The sequence below is a fragment of the Paenibacillus sp. MDV22-iso6 genome, assembly GCF_058408365.1.
Genome location: NZ_JBZVDZ010000003.1, coordinates 26,204 through 44,215 on the forward strand (window position 1 = coordinate 26,204; position 18,012 = coordinate 44,215).

The following is an 18,012-nucleotide window of genomic DNA, read 5'->3' on the forward strand; positions in this document are numbered from 1 at the left end:
TTGACCCTTGCTTAATTATTACATATAATTACTTTTGCATACCGTTAATCCTGTTTATGGTTTTTTATTTTGGAGGGTGGTGTTAGTTTGGAGCCGACAACCACGATACGCGATCATTTAGAGAGTTATCTGAAGCGTGAGCAGATGTCCATTAGTCTTTTTTCGGAAACGTCAGGAATTAACTCGGGTACGCTGAGCAACATTTTGAATAAGAATCGTCCGATTGCGATGCAGCAGCTGGATCGAATCACTTCAGCTATGAGACTTGAAGAAGGTTACTTCTATGAATTGTATATAGATGAGTGTTTTGTCCATGCTGCCCCTGACTGGCGAAGACTGGGACCATTCCTTCATCGATGTGCAGAATTGGATAAATTGAATTGTATTGAAGATGTTATCCGGTTGATGATGGATAATCTATCTTATATCCCTTTGTTATTTGATCTGGCTGAAGAATTCTACCATGCTGGTAAATTCAAACCGGCCGTTCTACTATATGAAACGATAGCCGAGAGTGAGAAAATGCAACACTCCGAACGGCTTGCACTATGTCAGTATCGACTATTCAGATTGGGGCTGAGCAATGATCAGCAACGAAATCTAATCATTGCGGCCCAATTTGAATACTATGTGGATCGACTGGATGAACGCTATCAGCTGGATGCGCTCAACGAACTGATTAATGCCTTTGGTGCTTTGCACAGATGGAATAAAGTTCAGGAGCTGTCCGAGAAGCTTAGGGTGAAAGCAACCATCCATTATGAGCTTAATGGGAGAAGGAAACAGGAAGAAACCAAAAGACCGATTGTATTTTACATTCTGTATTCTTATTTGGCTTCAGGTAGTGCGTGCTATCAACTTAAAGACTATCAAGGCGCGCTTAAATATGTTTCTTTATACACGGATAACAGTTGGGTGAAGAACCCTAATCAAGACGAGATGGTAGTTATGAATCAGTTTCAGGAATGGGCTGAGGGAAACCGTTATATATATCAATTAATGAGCGGACAGTTTGATGTATTGCCTGAATATTTGAATTACATCTCAACAAAAGAAAATGAAATTTTCCCGGCGCTTTGTGATATTGTGACTGCTGCCAATCGCTATGATAAAAATATTGATGATGTGCTCGAACAGTATGAATCATACTTTACGTACCAGGAACAGAGCAACCGAATTGGAAAGGTTACAGATGATCGATATCTACGTCTTTTAGCAGATCTCGCTGCGTATTATTTAAAGAAAGACGAGTATTTCACAGGAATACAATTTGTTCTGGATAGTTTGCGATTCTCTATTGAAATTAGCAGTGGACGAGGTATGCTTAGAGGTGTCGGACTGTTTGAGCAATATAGGGAGTTTGCAACTGAGACGGCGAAACAGCAATACAAATTGATCATTAGTGAGGTGCAGAAACTCAATGAAGAGAAAGTTGGCTTTGCTGATAGCTACATGTAGTATTATTATTTACATTGTAGCTCCTGCTACGGAACCTGTCTCAGTCAAGGAAGTTCCAGACCCCGGCATTATGAGAACTGCTGACCACGGATTCGGAACTTAAAAAATTGGTAAGGGACGCTTCTGAATATTCATTCAGAGGCGTCTTTTTTTGCGTCTGGTGGAAGAATAAGTATGTCGTACCCCTTGCGGCCTATCGATTGGCATAATAAACTAAAATATGACAAAAAGGAGGGGTACTATGGATTGCTTGGAGTTAATGTCACAGATCGAAGAAGCCAGACAACAGCTTCACCGCTTACAGTCGGAATACGGTAGTCTGCTTCATCCTGAAGTCATCCAGCAATCTGTAGTTCTGGACGGTCTTATTAATCAATACAATCGAGCCAAAATGAAAAATTTGATTAATTAGTGGTTCGCCTATTTACATATTGGTTTCCGTATACTATAGTTAGTCACATGAGTAACTAACTGACTAACTAATTAACGATGAATGAAAGTTGGAATCGCATGAAATCGAATTTGGATGAATCTCAGCCCATTTTTCATCAGATATCCATGATGATTATGGATGACATTGTAGACGGCAGATTGAAGGTAGAGGAACAGGTTCCGTCTACCAATGAGCTCTCTCGCTTTTACAATATTAATCCAGCCACGGCACGCAAAGGGCTTCAAACGCTCGTGGACAAAGGTATCATTTACAAACAGCGGGGTGTTGGAATGTTTGTTGCGAAGGGAGCCAGGGAAGCGTTGCTTGTTGAGCGAAAACAGCATTTCTACGAGGAATATATTAAACCTTTACTTGAAGAGGCCAGACGGATTCACATGAATGAGGATATGATTATTGATTTGATTCGCGGCAAGAAGGATAAGGAGAGTGAGTTATGATTCATATCGAGCAGATGAACTACAGCTATCAGAAAACAAAAACGCCGGTTCTGAACAACGTTAATTTGCATGAAAATGAGCCGATCATCAGTGCAATGTGGGGAAGAAACGGTGCCGGCAAAACAACCCTGATGAGTCTACTCGCAGGCCATAACCGACCTGATGCTGGAACCATTCAAGTGATGGGCCAGGATCCATACAATAACTTGGCTGCGCAGGAGAACCTGTGTTATATCCAGGAGAACCATCCCCTGGGTAGAAATTGGACGATCAAGGACATGGTTCGATTCGGTCAATACTTCCATCCTCAGTGGAATCAGGCTCTTGCCGAGCAACTAATCGACATCTTCGAGTTACCAGAGAAGAAGAAGATCGTGAAATTCTCAAAAGGCATGAAGACCGCCGCTCAGATGATATTGGGTCTTGCCAGTAACGCAAGGGTAACGATTCTTGATGAGCCCACCAATGGACTTGATGCTGAGAAACGTAAATATTTCTACAATGCTTTACTGGAGACTTATGAAGATAACCCGCGTCTAATTCTAATATCAAGCCATCATATTGAGGAAATTCAGCCTTTATGTGAGTCCCTTATCGTTCTGCAAGCAGGGGAAGTGTTGTTTAATCAGTCGATGGAAGAGATGCGCGAAAAAGGAGTTCTTCTAACAGGGAGAATAGAAGATATCAATCGAGTCACCGCAGACGTGAAGGTCATAGAATCTTCCCAGATGGGATCGACCTTGAAAGTGATGATTGATGAGCCATACTCGAAAACGTGGAAAGACATCGCTCATACGCAGGGGCTTTCCATTGAGAAGGCGACATTACAGGATTATTTGGTTAACAGGACGCGTAATCAGGAGGGGATTAAGCGATGAACTCGGTGAAAGGTACGAATCGGCTGATTCTGGATGATATGCGCTGGTATTTGATGATCTTCTCCTTCATCACCCTTATGCTTACTGTAGTCTATCTGGCCATTGGATTCATCTTCGATATTGCTTATACTACACAACTTTGTGGTCCAATGTATGGAGGGATCTGTGCTTTTGCGATTGCGGGAATCGTTACCTTGTTTCCGGTTGCGATAGGTATAGGGAGTACACGCATTCAGTTCATGAAATCCTTCTATATCATTTCGGTTTGGATGGTCATAGGCACAATTACCATCCTGAATATAATCTATTTTATTACGCATCTTCTCCTTGAATATGGAACACTTCGCGTAACCTTTTATCAACCAGGCATGCTGTACTCAAGCGAATATCATTTTTTCTCCTATTTGTGGATCGATCTGATGATTGGTTTTCTCGTGCTGGGACTGTCCATCTTTTCAACCGTCTGTTGGATCAGATTGGGGATGCGCAATTTTTTCAGTCTGTTCTTTGGATTTAGCTTAATCGTCACGCTGGTATTTACTTTGAGCGATCTTAGTGAGTTTATGTTGTGGATTGCGGGAGTCAATCGCATGACATTGTTCACCGCTCTGGGGGTCATTGGAGGTGCTTTGCTTCTGAGCACGTACCCCATGATGAAGAATGCACCGCTTACAATGAAAGGCAGAAAAGATTGATAAGATCAGAAAAACACGAGTGCGTACATACACGCCTCGTGTTTTTTTGTATGAGTTAAGCTTGAGCTTGTGGTTTGAATCCTTCTTCTTTGAGATACTCGCCTGCTTCGCTACGCGTTTCGAAAGCCATATCCAGATTAACACCGGAATACACATACCACATGTCATCTTCATATTTTAAAGTAAGTGTATGTCCATCTTCATCGACCCATGTTCCGCCACCGGTAGAGGTTGTAGCCAATGTAGGAGCAGCTTTGGCTTGTTCTGGCTCTTCTGATTCTACTGCGTTGGGATTGGTTGACATTGCTTTAATCGTTTCATCTAACAATGTGCGTAGATCTGCTTCGGAGTAATCACGAATATTGACGAATCCTTTATTATCTGTCTCATAGTTGGGCAGTAGCCCTGCATAGATATAACCGTTACCGTTAGGATGAATATGGAGAGCAACAATCTTTTTCTCGTACGCACTTTCTTCGTAGTGGAAATTAACACGGCCGAGAGAAACATCTTTGCGTTGCAGTTGGGGATACGATTGTAGCACTTCAAGCTTTTGTTCAACGTTAAGCATATTTTCCTCCTGTTAGTGTTGGGTAGTGGTGATTATAACATACATAGGTGAAAAGATAAGCATCAAAAAACAGGCGCAGTATAGCACCTGTTTGAGGATTCACATCATAGATGATCGCTTATAATAGTAGCATTAAATGAATATCGTGAAAAAGTGCGCTTCCCTCTGGTGGAAAATGAGAAGCGCGCCTTTGTGTTAGTTTCCAGATAGAATACTTTGCCCCAGTTCTTTCAGGTATTCCATCGCTTGCAGATAAGGATAAGGACCATAACTTACGCGTGCCACACCCAGCCCGGCAAGTTGTTTCGGTGAGGGTTCAGGAGATGTAACCATCACGTTGACCGGAAGCGACGAACGTTCACACAATTCCTGAATCAGTTGTTGATTCTGTAAGCCCGGAACGAACAGACCACTGGCGCCTGCTTCTGCATATGCCTTGGAGCGAATAAGTGCTTCTTCCAGGAGAGCGTGATTGTGTCGTTCAGGTGCATTTTGCAAAAAGATATCTGTGCGGGCGTTAATGAACAGCGGAATGCCTGCCTGCTCCGCAGCTTCCTGGGCAGCCGACAGTCTCAGACATTGCTCCTCCACAGCGTACAGTCCCGCGCCAGAGGGGAGCTGATCCTCAATATTAATTCCTACCGCACCGTGATGGATCACTTGGCTCACATTTCCCTTCACTTCTGACGCCAACCTGCCATACCCTCCCTCAATATCGATCGTAACAGGCAAATCCACGCTCGCTGTAATCCGGGCCAGATTGTCCAGTACCAGCTGGAATGGCATCGCTTCTCCATCTTGTTCACCGTGGGCAGCAGCTACAGACCAGCTTCCAGTAGCGATTGCTGCTGCTCCAGCAGATTGGATGGCGAGTGCACTCCCGGCATCCCAGACATTGACCAGAACCAATGGATTGCCTTTGGTATGGGATTGGTGGAACATCAACGCTTTTTTTTGTAGGGTACTCATAAGACTTATCTCCTCCGTTACATAGCTGTATCCTTCATATCACTTGCCGTTCTTTTCTTATCTATTGAGTACTCAGCTACCCTGCTTCTCGTGAGTTAAAAGCCAGTTTTTGCGAGTCAGGCCTCCTCCGTATCCACCCAGTTCACCACTAGCATTGATCACACGGTGACAAGGAATAACAATGGCCAGTTGATTGGCTCCGTTGGCCTGTGCTACCGCTCGACATGCTGTGGGTTTACCCAGTGCATTCGCGATATCTTGATATGATCTCGTCTCCCCCGGCGGGATCGCAATCAATTGCTTCCATACACTCTTCTGGAATGGTGTTCCTAACCAGAACAACGGGGTATGGAATACAGCTAGCGTGCCTTCAAAATACTGTGCAAGTTCCCGTTCAATGGAACGAATCGGATCTGTTACTCCAGGTACAATGGCTGACTTCGTTCGTTTGCGCAATCGTTCCACCTCGCGCTCCAGACCTCTTCGATCCACGAATTCGAGCAGATATAATGCTTTCTCATCGGCTACAGCCATCATGGGTCCAAGACGTGTGTCGATCCAGGACGCCTTCAATACATGTTCTTCATCTACTTGTGTAGGCGCTGCGCCCATGATTCGCGAGAAGGCATCCCGGAACCCGCTGCCAGACTCGTAGCCGGTGGACAGCTGGGCATCAATGACCGTGCGACCGGAGCGAATATTTTTCAGAGCCAGTCCCATGCGACGGGCACGGGCATACTCCACAAAGGTCATGCCAAATCGCTTCTTGAACTGACGTCTGGCGGTGGATTCGTCGATGGATAATGCCTTGAAATCCTGGCCTTTCCAGCGTTTCTCCGGATGGTTCTCCACGGCTTCCACCAATACGCGTACCACATCAGATACCTGATTGGGATGAGACAACGGGCGGCAGCGCTGGCAAGGACGATACGAAGCAAGCAATGCCTGCTGCGCCGTCTCATAGAATTCACAGTTTTCGAATTTTGGTTTTCGCGCGGGGCATGTAGGCCGGCAGAATACACCCGTCGTCTTGACGCCTACATAGAATAAACCTTCGTATTCCGAATCCTTGGCAACCAGAGCCTGATAGTATTGTTCTTTCAGTTCAGCAGAAATCATTGGGCGCACGTCCTTATATCAGTAGAGTTTATCCTTATTGATATTATAAAAAAACGATGCGCAGGGCATCGCCGAAAATCAGGCACGAATATTTTATTTATCAATACGTCCTTATTATTTGCTCGTCCAGTCCAGTTTACCAGAAAGATCCCCAGGAATATGCATAGCCCGCCCATATAGACGTAATTCCGAATGACTTCGCCCAGAAGCAGCCAGCCGGATAAGACCCCGAAAAATGGAGCAAGAAACAGAAACGCACTTGTCTGGCCCGGATCGCCCTTGCTTAACAGGTAATACCACGTAGCGAACTGCACAATGGAACCGAGGATCGCCAGATATAGAATCACCCCTATGGACGTGGTGTTCAGGATGAGTTTTGTTGATTCCATGGTAAAACTGAGCAATAACAGCGTTAGTCCGCCGAATAACATCTGATATGCCGTTAGCACCCATGTGCTGAAGTGTGAGCCCCATTGTTTGACCAAGAGGGTAGCGATCGCCCAGGACAAGGCAGACCCCATACCCAGTAACGTTCCTCCGGAGAATTGAAGATGGAAACCAAGCGTGATGAAAACTCCTGTTATACCGATGAGCACCCCAAACCACTGGTATACCTTATATCTCAGACCAAGAAATACACTCCCGAGAAGAACTACCAATAGCGGATTTGTAAATGTGAGAATGGATGTCTGCCCGGAAGGAATAGTGCGCATGCTCAGGAAAATGCAGGCCATCACACCCGTCGTCTGGAACAGACCGATGACGAATAACCGGAGCCAGTCAGGCGCGGTCACGGGAAGATTTTTATTTCGCACCCAGAGCGCCATTAGTCCTCCAGCGAGCGTAAATCGAATGCCGACCAGCAGAATGGGTGAGACATAAGTCAATCCGATTTTACCCACAGCAAAGGATGAACCCATAAGCGAAGTGGCGAGTATAACGAGCATCATAAAAGCAAAGCGATTCAACCTTTTACCCCCTCAAATAGCATGTTTTTTTGACCCTTTCAGGGTAACACGCCAACATTTCAGGGTTCATCGAAGTGTATTAACGAATTGAATTTAGTACTCATTTACATAATATGGAGCTTAATGTGAGACGATATGGTGTAGTAATTACTATAGAAGGTGCTGTTTGGGAAGTTCTCTTTGGATGAATGCATAAGGTTTGTTACTTTAGATAAATGGAGGGAGTTCCAATGATGAAAAATAATAAAAATAAATCTATACTCTGGGTGTCTGCTCTATGTATTCTGCTGTTGACCAGCGCATGTGGGGCAAAAAACAACAACGAATCCGTACAGGAACACGCCTACCCACAATCAAAGCAGCCCATAGAGGAAGCGGGAAATAGTTCCGTTCCCAATATGGAGGCGAAGAATAACAATAATCAGGCGAACGAAAGTGGGAATGAAGGCAAGCCTACGGCCCAATCGGAATCCTCCGCTGATACGGCAGGACAGGTCATGATCGTCATTGACCAGACGGATAAGCCGTCCGAGGGCAATAGCTTTGATTTTGCGATAAAACAAATTCCTGAGGGCTATGCTTTATCCGAGATGCGCTGGACGTCCAACACGGTAACGATTGTGAATTCCTACAAGGAAGCGATCGAGCATGGCGCGAATGGAAAAGAAGGGTTTTATATCAGTGGTGACGGGCAATTCTCCGGATTTATTTATTCGGATGAGATGAAGGGTGAACGCGGCAAAGCGACTTTTGTATTTACCAATGAAGAGGGGAAAGAAGTGACCTCGGAGAAGGAAATTAAATTAAAATAATCAGGCAGATCATAACCGTGTGCAGTGCTTTCTGTTAATTCAAAAATGGAAAATGAAACAGACACATTATACGTGCGCCTTCATTTCTCCCATAAATGAGTAAAAGCAGCCGTCAAGGCTGCTTTTTATTGATCTGCAAGCTTACACTTTGTTCTATCGACTGAGTGTTTCGGCATCTCGTATCTGTAACGGATACTCCGTCTACATGAAGTCGAAGAAATAACGCACCACGTGGAACATGACCGGAGAGGTGTACGTCAGGCTGTCGACCCGGCTCAGGTAGCTTTTTTTCAGCGCATCGAACTTATTGTCATCCCCAATTAACAAATCCCGCTTCAGAACAGAAACCGTCAGACTTCCGAAGAACCCTGCCAGAGCGATCAACACACCGATGAAAAGTGCGAAACGTGCATCAAACGGAGTCAGGTAAGGATGAATGAAATAAGAGGCAGCGGTGGTTACAACGAATGCACAGGCGAACCCTTCCCATGTCAAAAAAGGATTGGCCGTGGGCACCACTTTGCGTTTGCCCAGATAGAGCGAGGCCAGATAATGCACCACATCATTCAGCTGGGTTAATACGACCAGGAACAAGACCAACTTTGAGCCATATTCCGGTGTTGCGAACGGGAAGTAGGCCAGATGACTAAGTCCAAATACCATCAGCATCAATCCCCATTGCGTCGAGCTGACACTGCGCAGGAAACCAACCGTGCCCTTATTAATTAGACGTGGCAGAGGTAACACCAGGAAGACATATAGCGGAATAAACACGATAAACATCCCATACCATCCAATATAGATCCAGTAGAACTGTACCGGAATCGCCAGATACGCCCATAGAAACAGCCTACGATCAGCTTTGCGGGTGCTGCGGATCATGGAGAAGTACTCTTTCAGCGCGAAAAAGGTGAGTACCATAAGGGAGATCAGGGAGACAATCGGATTGAAGAGGGTGGCGAGACAGAAGATGACAAACATGCCCCACCAGGTTTTGATTTTGTTGCCAATGCCCGAATAATCCTTATCCGGCTGAAGCTTCGTAATGATTTTGTACACGATATGTATGACCAATAAAGCAATAAAAATCAGTGTTAAGGTAAAGAGTGAACTGCTCAAGTACAATCACCTGCTTATCCAGAAGTAAGATTCCAATATAGGGTACCTATGTTATTATGAAGGAATAGTGCCAACTTGATAAGGGGAAATTTCGTTATGACAGAACCACGCTCCATCTATATCCTGCTTACGAATACGGGAACGTTGTTTACCAAAGTCATTCAAAGTTACACCAGAGCGCCATACAATCATGCCTCCATCTCATTTGACCGGGAATTATCCGAGCTGTACAGCTTTGGTCGCAAGCATCCGAGCAATCCGCTGAATGGCGGGTTTGTGAAGGAAGATATTCAGACAGGTACATACAGTAAATATCCAAATACCACATGTGTCATTTATGAGCTTCAGGTGACGGAGCGTGAAGTGGAAAAAATGAAACGGGTGCTGCACATCTTCATTCGCAGCCGCCAGAAATATATGTACAATCTGCTTGGTGTGATTGGCATTACGCTGAAGGAGCCAGTAGAGTTCAGCAACTCCTACTTTTGCTCGCAATTTGTTGCCGAGATACTGCAGCGTTCAGGCATCAAGCTGTGGAACAAGCTGCCTGCGCTGGTGACCCCGGATGATTTTCGCCAAAGTGAACAACTGCAGCTGGTGTATGAAGGGAAGTTAAAGGAGTATAAGCCGAGCATTGAAGAGCGGGATTGAGGGCAAGGAGGGCAAGGAGGGCAAGGAGGGCAAGGAGTATGTCTTATGCTCATATGCTCGCTTTCTTATCACTCAAAAAACATAATATAAAACAGCCTGCCGCCACGGATTTCCGCGCAACAGGCTGTTCGGTTTGTGTAACGCTAGATAGATGATGTAGAGGAACGGTCAAAATCAACCTCTTCGAGGAATTCGATCACTTCACCATTTGGACTATGCACAACCGCATTTCGAACTTGAAGCGGGGGTTCACCAAGTGAGATCCAAGCGGGTTGAATATAAGGCTTGGCACCATGAGCAAGCGCTCGCTCGTAGATCTCTTCCACATGGTCTACGTAAAAGGCGAAATGCAGTAATGCCCCATGTTTTACTGCTTCGGGAGACTCTGCTGGTTCACCTTCGGCCGCGATTACGGCTCCGGGGTCAAACAGTTCAATGCAGGTCCGTTGATCCGGTGAGATCAGCATGCACGCCTCAGTAATTTGAAAGGCGGGCAGACTCCAGGAGTGACCAACTTTAAATCCTAATACATTCGTATAGAATGAGAGGGTATCCTCATAATTACGTGCTTGAATGGCTACGTGAGCAAGTCCGTTTACACTCATGCTCATCACTCCTTCTTCAGATTGTTTTCTAAAGTATAAAGGGAACGCTGCATTGGAACCATGCGATATCAAAGGATATAATGGAGTGAGAGTTGCGATATATAAGCTCTTTTATCCCAAAAAACTTATTAAATTAGCCTGATTCTCGGGAGGGTCTACAAATGGGTTATGTTATAGATGAGATCGACCAGCAGATTATGCGTTTGCTGCAGCACCATGCTCGCATGCCAATTGTACAGATTAGCAAAGAGGTAAACATGTCCCAGCCTTCAGTCAAGGAGAGAATTCTCAAACTGGAGGAAAACGGAGTCATATCGGGATATTCAACCATCTATGATTTGTCCAAACTAAATCGTGGGACAACGACGTTTATTTTACTCAAAACAGAGCATTGTGAGGAATTCGTTCACTTCTGTGAACAGGCTGTTGAGGTTACGGATTTATATCGGATTAGCGGTGAGTACAACTATCTGATCAAGGTACAGACGGCAACCATTGAAGAGCTTGCAGAGTTCCAAGACTCGCTTGTGAAGCTTGGTCCATCCAAATCCCATATTAGTATGAAAAATATAATGGAACACCGTGTGCTGCTCTAGGAAGCAGCGAAGCACGTTAGTGTATGGGTGGCAGGATATTCGGTCCTGCCATTATTCATTGTGCACGTGCACAATGAATTTCGTCTGTTCATCAATATTTATTTGGCTTACCAGTAACTATAATGAAAGCGCGCTCAAAAAAGGTTTATCCTTTAATAACACGGATGGGGTGGGAGAAGATGAGAGAGACGACATTTGTACTGGCACCGGATTCATTTAAAGAGAGCATGACAGCGAAAGAAGTATGTGTGGCCATGGAGAAAGGATTGCGTAAAATCTACCCAACCGCCAACTATATTCATGTACCGATGGCTGACGGAGGCGAAGGAACAGTGCAGTCGCTGGTGGATGCTTCTGGCGGCGTAATTCACCAGAGAGAGGTGAGCGGGCCACTGGGACAGCCTGTACTAGCGCAGTATGGTATTCTGGGCGATGGGTTAACGGCGGCGATTGAGATGGCATCGGCGAGCGGCATTCATCTGGTGACCAAGGCAACCCGGAACCCGCTTCACACGTCAACCTATGGCACGGGAGAGCTGATTCGGGCGTGTCTGGATCAGGGTATTCGCAAAATCATTATCGGAATTGGTGGAAGTGCGACCAACGATGGGGGTACAGGCATGGCCGAGGCGCTTGGCGTAACTTTTCTGGATGCACACGGGCATCCACTTGCACGTGGAGGTGGGGCACTTGATCAGTTGGCACATATCGATGTGTCCGGCCTGGATGAACGATTGCAGGATGTGGAGTTCATTGTCGCCTGCGACGTAACGAATCCGTTATGTGGAGAGCATGGCGCTTCACGGGTGTTTGGACCGCAGAAGGGAGCTACACCGGAGATGGTACAGGTGCTGGATGCGAATCTTTCCCATTATGCAGATGTGGTGAAGCAGCAGCTGCACAAGGATATACTTGATGTGCCGGGTGCTGGTGCGGCAGGTGGTTTGGGCGCAGGGCTTTTGATTTTTACACAGTCTGTGTTGCGCAAAGGTATTGAAATCATCATTGAATACACTGGATTGCGTGACAAGCTGCTACATGCGGATGTGGTGTTTACGGGCGAAGGCGGCATTGATTTTCAAACGAAATTTGGCAAGACGCCTTACGGTGTAGCGCGTGCTGCCAAGGAAGCAGGCAAGCCGGTTATCGCCATTGCAGGTTACGTTGGTGAAGGGATAGATACGTTGTACACTGAAGGTATTGACGCGGTGTTCGGTATTGTGCCGGGGGCGGCTGATCTGGAACAACTTCTGCGCGAAGGCCCGGAGAATGTGGAGCGTACAACCGAGAATATTGCGAGAGTGCTAAAATTGGGTCTGATTTCTTAACATTCTGTGGTTCGGTTATGAGGCGTAGCCTGTTCATAACAGATGGCAATACTGGCGTCTCGTCTGCTAACAGAGATGAAGGCATGAGTTTTTATTCAGATTTCGCTTCGTTATGGGATTCCTCGACTAATTTCTCCGCAGTAATCATATGTTTGGTTCCGTTCAAATACTCCAGATGAGCCTTGCCCCAGCCGCACATGCCATCCAACAGCGTACCAATCGTCTGCCCGTGTTTGGACAGACTGTACTCGACCTTCGGTGGAACATCGCCATAGAGAGTGCGCACAATAATCTGATCCTGTTCCAGCTCCCGCAGCTGTTTCGTTAACGTGCCCTGTGCTACATCGGGAATCATGCGTCTTAGTTCACCAAATCGCTTCGTGCCTTCCTTCAATAAAATAAACAGGATGAGCGGTTTCCATTTTCCATTAATGGCTTCCAACGTAACGAGTACACCTTGTAAGCGTGGCTCTTGTAAATCCATAGTATTCACCTCAATTTAAACAACTATATGTAACTTCATCATACCTGATTTTTTCGCGTTCTGCTTGTTTTGTCTATGTGAATTGGGCAGGAATAACTGTGTCATCTGGTTCCAATAGTACGAATTTTCGTACCTGGTACGATTCAATTGCGTACTGTTCAGGGCTAATCTTTTCGATAATAATGAACAAATGCTAGAAAAACGAAAAATCCGGCTATACGAGAGGAAGATGCAGAATGAGTCCATTTACATTGGAGAATAAACGTGTCGTGATTATAGGAGGAAGCTCTGGAATTGGACTTGCAACGGCAATCCAGGCTGCTGAGGCTGGTGCACATGTAGTTATCGCGGGACGATCGGAGACCAGACTCGAGGAAGCAAGGGAGCAGATTGCTCGTGTCGCAGGCAAAGGCAAGACTGGCACGGTGTCCATCGAAGTGTACGTATTGGACAATCAGGATGAAAAGCAAATCGAACAATTTTTCAATCAGGTTGGTGCATTCGATCACCTGTTCACCCCTGGAGCTGCATACACCCGTGGTCCGTTAACTTCAGATCGAGAGACGGCCGAAAGCTGTTTCAAGGGCAAGTTCTGGCCTCAATATTTTGCTGCCAAATACGCAGCTTCGTATCTATCGGCTTCGGGTTCGATCACGTTAATGTCGGGCGGCTTCAGCCAACGCCCACTGGAGGGCGGGGCCTCTTACGCTGCGTGTAACGGAGCGATTGAAAGTCTGGGCAAAGCACTTGCAGTGGAGATCGCGCCTGTTCGCGTGAATGTCGTGTCCCCCGGAACCATCTGGCGAGAGGGGCAGGAGGGTACACCTCGCGGTGAACATTTTAAAGACTATGAGAGGCTGTCTGTGCTCAAGCGTGTGGGCTACAATGGGGAGATTGCACATACGGTTACTTACCTTATGACGAATACATTTACGACAGGAAGCACATTGTTTGTGGATGGCGGATATACAATGATTTGATGCGTCTACCTGTTTGTTATACAGGGAGCAGTGGAGGAGTATAGGACGACGTGACAAGAATCTTAATTTTTATAGAATATAGGACTCTATAATTAAATGAAGAAGTAAACATGATGAATAATGACGAAAAATATTTGAAATCCGGACTGTTTTTCACCTACAGGCCGGATTTTTTTCCGTTTATTGGAGTGAATGTTCAGAATCCGTTCAGAGTTGCGTACTACACTAGACCTATATTTCGACAAGCGAGATTAGGGAGGAAAGCGTATATGCAATACAGAAAAATATTTAGCACGCTGCTCATTTTGGTGTTGGTAGCTCCTTGGTTAGCAGTACCGGCAGGAAAGGTACATGCAGGGGCATCGTATCCGGTACCCGGAAATAACGGTCTATTAACGATAAAGTATGTGGACGAGAAATCAATAGAACTACAGTGGGAGTATGCACAATCCTCATCTTCTACACCACCTGATGTAAATTACCAGGTTTACATATCTAATGCTCCTGATCTTGCAGACATGCAACAAATCAGTGGAGCATCAGGCCAGGCTTATGGTGATTTGATTAATGGTTCAGCTTCTACTACAAATGGTACATTTTCGAAAATAATTACAGATCTAATAGAAGGCGATACGTACTATTTCAATGTAGTAGTTAAAGACCGATATTTGGAAGCTACGTATCAAATGCAATCTATTGAATTTACTGTGCAGCTGAGTGAGCTGGATCAGTACAACGAACTCAAAAAGAAAGCAGACCGGGGTAACAGCAATGACTTTATCCAAGAAGCTATCTTGCTGCTTAGTAATAAGCAATTCATTGGCACGCCTGATTTTGAATCTTTGCCTGTAGAAGATCAGGAGGCTATTGCAAAATACTTATTAGATATCGAAGCGCCAACAAGCTATGGATATGAGAAAAAGGGGCAAGTTGAGTTCTTGGTGCAATTAGCTCTGAAAGCTCTTGAAGTGACTCGCCAAATCGATGGACCGAATGCATTAGTTGCACTTAATAACCTGTATAGTAAGCAAGCAGAAAGAATAAATCATTTTGATTATCCGAGTGCTGAAGATAATTTCTATCCACTCATTGCTGCATATAGCACTGCCTCCGAGGTAGATAAACGCACAACTGCTTATGTATATGAATTGAGACTGAAAAGAAAATCATCCATTTCACGTGTTTTGAAATATATAGACACAGCTGTGGAAAAAACACCTTTCATTAACCGTGCAAACACGACTGAGCAAATGTTAACGTCATTGGATAAATTCCATAACATTTATGAGGATACGAAGGCTTACAACAGCGAGTATATCGAAAGTCCGATAACGAGCTTCGCTTTGGACACAGGCAAGATGGATAACCTGACGCCAGAACAGAAGGAGCAGTTGGCTGATCATATGCTTACTGAAAGACCGATTGGTGGATATGCAAGTTTTGAAGCCATTCAGACTGCATTTGATCAATTTTTCCCTGGTAATGAAACTGATGCCTTGGCTGCCGTAAATGCTGCAAAGAGCAACAGCGATAATATTAATGATATGATTTTGGCCATGGAAAATCCTGATCTGAAAATTAATTTTCCGAATGGATACTATGAATCTTTGCAAGTTAAGAAATTCATTGCTAAATTCCTGATCGATTATGTGAAAAATGATTATAAGAATAAAGATCAGGTTCAATATATGGTTGATCTGGGAGTTTTGGCGCAATCCATTTGGGGGCAGAAGGAACTCGATCTTATCCAGAACAAACTGGATTTATTTGCACAGCAGCTGATGGATGGAACGAAATATTTTAATGATCAACAGACAAATGTGTTACGCAGCATTGGGCAACAACATTTGAAACGTAGCAATGTAGATAAGGGTGTTTTCGCTTATAAATACCTGCATCAGGTGGCTTTTGAAAGGTTGGAAGGAGAATTTAAAGGGAATATTGTTAATCCGGAGATTGTACTGAGTCTCTTTTCTATGCCTTTGGAATCCTTTGAGAATGCTACTTCTATTCCGCTAATGGATGAATGGCTTGATCATGCCATGAACGAATGGATTGCAGGGGAAGCATTCTTCGATAACTATAAATTTAGACGTACAGGTGCCCTTGATTTATCTAAAAGAGCTGAACTTAGCCCGGAAGGCAAGAAAGAACTGGCCGAATGGGTGCTTAACGAACAAGACAGATACGAGGATGTTGGGAATCTACAATATGTGATCAACCAATTCTTTACGGCCCCAAATGTAACGGGAAACGATATCAACAACACCATAACTGGCTTGGATGACACCATGGAGATCTCCCTTAACGGCAAACTGAACTGGATTGATGTTGCTTCTATTCAGAAATTTGATTTTAGTGGTGACAAAACGGTATGGGTTCGTTACAAAGCCATCAGTGACTTATTGCCAGGACGTGCGGTGAAGATTGTCTTCACGGCGAATGGCGATAGCAACAACGGAAATGGTTCAACACCAAACACGGGCGGAAGCACAGGTGGAGGATCTTCAGTGACTACACCTGTAACGACTACACCGACGACCAAGCAGGAACAAATCGTCGTGGACGTGAACGGAGCGAATGGCACCAACCTCACCAAAACGCCAATTACACGTACAACCGAGGCAGACGGTACGATTAAGGACCTCGTGAAGATGTCTGAGGCGATTGCCAAGGAATCGGTGGAAAAAGCGAAGCAATTAAACATGAATACTGCACGCATTGTCATCCCTGACGCCAAAGATGCTGTGTCTGAGACACGCATTGAACTGCCAAAAGCAGCGGTGAAACAGCTGAACGATGGTGGGCTTAACCTTGAGATTTCCACAGAGAACGCTATTATCTCGGTTCCAACGAAGTCGATTGCCGGATTCGACCAGGATCTATACTTCCGCGTCGTTCCGTTGAAAAAGGAATCCGAGCGTAAAGAAGTGGAAGAACGTGCGAAGAAAGAGCAGTTGATTCAACAGATTACTCCAAATTCAAACGTGAAAGTACTGGCTCGTCCGGTTGAGATTGAAACGAATATGCAAAGTCATGAAGTAACACTGACATTACCGCTGCGTGACAGTCTGCCAACTGATCCGGCTGCACGCCAGCAAGCTTTGAACAACCTGGCTGTGTACATTGAACACAGTGACGGCACGAAAGAGTTGATTCAAGGTAAGCTCGTGAAGCTCAGTGATTCCAGTGAAGGCATCGAGTTTACAGTTAACAAATTCAGCACGTTTACCCTCGTTGTGGTGGATGGACTGAAAGCTTCCCAAGGCTCGCACAACCCGTATATCAACGGTTTTGGTGCGGATTTCCGTCCGGATGCATTCGTAACCCGTGCGCAAATGGCAGCGATGCTGGCTCGTAATCTGTCTGATGAAGCGGGAACTGCATCCTCGAACGCTGTAAACTACGACGATGTATCTGCTACCCATTGGGCAGCGAGTGATATTCAAAAAGCGCAATCCGCAGGCATCATGAACGGTATGAACGCCACTCAATTTGCACCCGAAGGTTCGATTACCCGTGCACAAATGGCGACCATTGCATACCGCTGGATACAGCAACAAAGCGTAGACGCATCAAGCATCACAACACAAGCAACAGATGGTGCTGGATTTACAGATGTGTCCGCCGACCTTTGGGCTTTCGATGCAATTGCCTACGTACAATCGGCTGGCCTGATGACCGGATATAACGATGATACATTTAAACCGAACAGCAAACTGACCCGTGCTGAAGCCGTGAAAGTATTAAATGTACTGTTCAAACGGACGCCGGTAACAGGCGTAACTACGCCATCTTTTATAGACGTACCTGCAACACACTGGGCTTTTGCAGACATTGAGGCTGCGGCACAGAAATAAGATAACCATATCTATAACAAAAGGGGAG

The 18,012-nt window shown here is 45.3% G+C and carries 18 protein-coding genes; 11 read left to right on the forward strand and 7 right to left on the reverse strand.

Annotated elements, in window-relative coordinates:
* The first annotated feature begins 87 nt into the window (after window positions 1–87).
* The 5 genes from AC4PM4_RS09435 to AC4PM4_RS09455 all read left to right on the forward strand — a co-directional run bounded on the left by AC4PM4_RS09435 (window position 88) and on the right by AC4PM4_RS09455 (window position 3,922).
* Window positions 88–1,458, forward strand: coding sequence for a transcriptional regulator (locus AC4PM4_RS09435; protein WP_491613445.1), 1,371 nt, complete (start codon window positions 88–90; stop codon window positions 1,456–1,458).
* A 241-nt stretch (window positions 1,459–1,699) separates the two neighbouring features.
* A complete protein-coding gene (locus AC4PM4_RS09440; RefSeq protein ID WP_072733860.1) occupies window positions 1,700–1,870 on the forward strand; it encodes an aspartyl-phosphate phosphatase Spo0E family protein in 171 nt (56 codons plus the stop codon).
* Window positions 1,871–1,968: 98 nt separating this feature from the next.
* Window positions 1,969–2,349: a GntR family transcriptional regulator gene (locus AC4PM4_RS09445; RefSeq protein ID WP_064642001.1), complete on the forward strand. Its 381-nt coding sequence runs from the start codon at window positions 1,969–1,971 to the stop codon at window positions 2,347–2,349.
* Window positions 2,346–3,227, forward strand: a complete 882-nt coding sequence (locus tag AC4PM4_RS09450) for an ATP-binding cassette domain-containing protein (protein ID WP_491613446.1) — start codon at window positions 2,346–2,348, stop codon at window positions 3,225–3,227. Before AC4PM4_RS09445 ends, AC4PM4_RS09450 begins: the two co-directional genes overlap by 4 nt.
* Entirely contained in the window at window positions 3,224–3,922 is a 699-nt protein-coding gene (locus AC4PM4_RS09455) for a hypothetical protein (protein ID WP_072733859.1), read from the forward strand. Before AC4PM4_RS09450 ends, AC4PM4_RS09455 begins: the two co-directional genes overlap by 4 nt.
* 55 nt (window positions 3,923–3,977) lie before the next feature.
* Here the strand turns inward: AC4PM4_RS09455 and AC4PM4_RS09460 are convergent, their stop codons facing one another.
* The 4 genes from AC4PM4_RS09460 to AC4PM4_RS09475 all read right to left on the reverse strand — a co-directional run bounded on the left by AC4PM4_RS09460 (window position 3,978) and on the right by AC4PM4_RS09475 (window position 7,549).
* Window positions 3,978–4,493 carry a hypothetical protein gene (locus AC4PM4_RS09460; RefSeq protein ID WP_072733858.1) on the reverse strand — a complete coding sequence of 172 codons (516 nt, stop codon included), beginning with the start codon at window positions 4,491–4,493 and terminating at the stop codon, window positions 3,978–3,980.
* A gap of 195 nt (window positions 4,494–4,688) precedes the next feature.
* Complete coding sequence (locus AC4PM4_RS09465; RefSeq protein WP_491613448.1) at window positions 4,689–5,462, reverse strand: isocitrate lyase/PEP mutase family protein; 774 nt, start codon at window positions 5,460–5,462, stop codon at window positions 4,689–4,691.
* A gap of 72 nt (window positions 5,463–5,534) precedes the next feature.
* Complete coding sequence (locus AC4PM4_RS09470) at window positions 5,535–6,581, reverse strand: bifunctional transcriptional activator/DNA repair enzyme AdaA (protein ID WP_491613449.1); 1,047 nt, start codon at window positions 6,579–6,581, stop codon at window positions 5,535–5,537.
* A complete protein-coding gene (locus AC4PM4_RS09475; RefSeq protein ID WP_491613450.1) occupies window positions 6,578–7,549 on the reverse strand; it encodes a DMT family transporter in 972 nt (323 codons plus the stop codon). Before AC4PM4_RS09475 ends, AC4PM4_RS09470 begins: the two co-directional genes overlap by 4 nt.
* 230 nt (window positions 7,550–7,779) lie before the next feature.
* Between AC4PM4_RS09475 and AC4PM4_RS09480 the strand changes: the two genes are divergently transcribed.
* Entirely contained in the window at window positions 7,780–8,361 is a 582-nt protein-coding gene (locus tag AC4PM4_RS09480; RefSeq protein ID WP_491613451.1) for a hypothetical protein, read from the forward strand.
* A gap of 201 nt (window positions 8,362–8,562) precedes the next feature.
* On the opposite strand, the gene AC4PM4_RS09485 is transcribed toward AC4PM4_RS09480, so the two are convergent.
* Window positions 8,563–9,480, reverse strand: coding sequence for a phosphatidate cytidylyltransferase (locus AC4PM4_RS09485; protein WP_090994377.1), 918 nt, complete (start codon window positions 9,478–9,480; stop codon window positions 8,563–8,565).
* A 96-nt stretch (window positions 9,481–9,576) separates the two neighbouring features.
* Between AC4PM4_RS09485 and AC4PM4_RS09490 the strand changes: the two genes are divergently transcribed.
* Window positions 9,577–10,131: a hypothetical protein gene (locus AC4PM4_RS09490; protein WP_488731772.1), complete on the forward strand. Its 555-nt coding sequence runs from the start codon at window positions 9,577–9,579 to the stop codon at window positions 10,129–10,131.
* A gap of 143 nt (window positions 10,132–10,274) precedes the next feature.
* Here AC4PM4_RS09490 and AC4PM4_RS09495 read toward each other — a convergent pair whose 3' ends face one another.
* On the reverse strand, window positions 10,275–10,736 hold the full coding sequence (locus AC4PM4_RS09495; protein WP_465118024.1) for a VOC family protein: 462 nt from the start codon (window positions 10,734–10,736) through the stop codon (window positions 10,275–10,277).
* A gap of 161 nt (window positions 10,737–10,897) precedes the next feature.
* Between AC4PM4_RS09495 and AC4PM4_RS09500 the strand changes: the two genes are divergently transcribed.
* Both AC4PM4_RS09500 and AC4PM4_RS09505 read left to right on the forward strand, forming a co-directional pair.
* Window positions 10,898–11,332 (forward strand): Lrp/AsnC family transcriptional regulator, encoded by a 435-nt coding sequence (locus AC4PM4_RS09500; RefSeq protein ID WP_063565856.1) that lies wholly within the window; start codon window positions 10,898–10,900, stop codon window positions 11,330–11,332.
* A gap of 179 nt (window positions 11,333–11,511) precedes the next feature.
* On the forward strand, window positions 11,512–12,660 hold the full coding sequence (locus AC4PM4_RS09505; protein ID WP_269054266.1) for a glycerate kinase family protein: 1,149 nt from the start codon (window positions 11,512–11,514) through the stop codon (window positions 12,658–12,660).
* 91 nt (window positions 12,661–12,751) lie between these two features.
* Here the strand turns inward: AC4PM4_RS09505 and AC4PM4_RS09510 are convergent, their stop codons facing one another.
* Complete coding sequence (locus AC4PM4_RS09510) at window positions 12,752–13,144, reverse strand: winged helix-turn-helix transcriptional regulator (protein WP_083584696.1); 393 nt, start codon at window positions 13,142–13,144, stop codon at window positions 12,752–12,754.
* Between the two features lie 236 nt (window positions 13,145–13,380).
* On the opposite strand from AC4PM4_RS09510, the gene AC4PM4_RS09515 reads away from it, so the two are divergent.
* Together AC4PM4_RS09515 and AC4PM4_RS09520 are read left to right on the forward strand one after the other, a co-directional pair.
* A complete protein-coding gene (locus AC4PM4_RS09515) occupies window positions 13,381–14,124 on the forward strand; it encodes an SDR family oxidoreductase (protein ID WP_491613453.1) in 744 nt (247 codons plus the stop codon).
* A gap of 269 nt (window positions 14,125–14,393) precedes the next feature.
* Window positions 14,394–17,984, forward strand: a complete 3,591-nt coding sequence (locus AC4PM4_RS09520) for an S-layer homology domain-containing protein (protein WP_491613454.1) — start codon at window positions 14,394–14,396, stop codon at window positions 17,982–17,984.
* The last annotated feature ends 28 nt before the right edge of the window (window positions 17,985–18,012 follow it).

Bases quoted from the DNA above. Each gene is read 5' to 3' on its own strand.
- AC4PM4_RS09440 (WP_072733860.1), top strand. From the start codon at position 1,700: ATGGATTGCTTGGAGTTAATGTCACAGATCGAAGAAGCCAGACAACAG.
- AC4PM4_RS09445 (WP_064642001.1), top strand. From the start codon at position 1,969: ATGAAATCGAATTTGGATGAATCTCAGCCCATTTTTCATCAGATATCC.
- AC4PM4_RS09450 (WP_491613446.1), top strand. From the start codon at position 2,346: ATGATTCATATCGAGCAGATGAACTACAGCTATCAGAAAACAAAAACG.
- AC4PM4_RS09455 (WP_072733859.1), top strand. From the start codon at position 3,224: ATGAACTCGGTGAAAGGTACGAATCGGCTGATTCTGGATGATATGCGC.
- AC4PM4_RS09460 (WP_072733858.1), bottom strand. From the start codon at position 4,493: ATGCTTAACGTTGAACAAAAGCTTGAAGTGCTACAATCGTATCCCCAA.
- AC4PM4_RS09465 (WP_491613448.1), bottom strand. From the start codon at position 5,462: ATGAGTACCCTACAAAAAAAAGCGTTGATGTTCCACCAATCCCATACC.
- AC4PM4_RS09470 (WP_491613449.1), bottom strand. From the start codon at position 6,581: ATGATTTCTGCTGAACTGAAAGAACAATACTATCAGGCTCTGGTTGCC.
- AC4PM4_RS09480 (WP_491613451.1), top strand. From the start codon at position 7,780: ATGATGAAAAATAATAAAAATAAATCTATACTCTGGGTGTCTGCTCTA.
- AC4PM4_RS09490 (WP_488731772.1), top strand. From the start codon at position 9,577: ATGACAGAACCACGCTCCATCTATATCCTGCTTACGAATACGGGAACG.
- AC4PM4_RS09495 (WP_465118024.1), bottom strand. From the start codon at position 10,736: ATGAGTGTAAACGGACTTGCTCACGTAGCCATTCAAGCACGTAATTAT.
- AC4PM4_RS09500 (WP_063565856.1), top strand. From the start codon at position 10,898: ATGGGTTATGTTATAGATGAGATCGACCAGCAGATTATGCGTTTGCTG.
- AC4PM4_RS09505 (WP_269054266.1), top strand. From the start codon at position 11,512: ATGAGAGAGACGACATTTGTACTGGCACCGGATTCATTTAAAGAGAGC.
- AC4PM4_RS09510 (WP_083584696.1), bottom strand. From the start codon at position 13,144: ATGGATTTACAAGAGCCACGCTTACAAGGTGTACTCGTTACGTTGGAA.
- AC4PM4_RS09515 (WP_491613453.1), top strand. From the start codon at position 13,381: ATGAGTCCATTTACATTGGAGAATAAACGTGTCGTGATTATAGGAGGA.
- AC4PM4_RS09520 (WP_491613454.1), top strand. From the start codon at position 14,394: ATGCAATACAGAAAAATATTTAGCACGCTGCTCATTTTGGTGTTGGTA.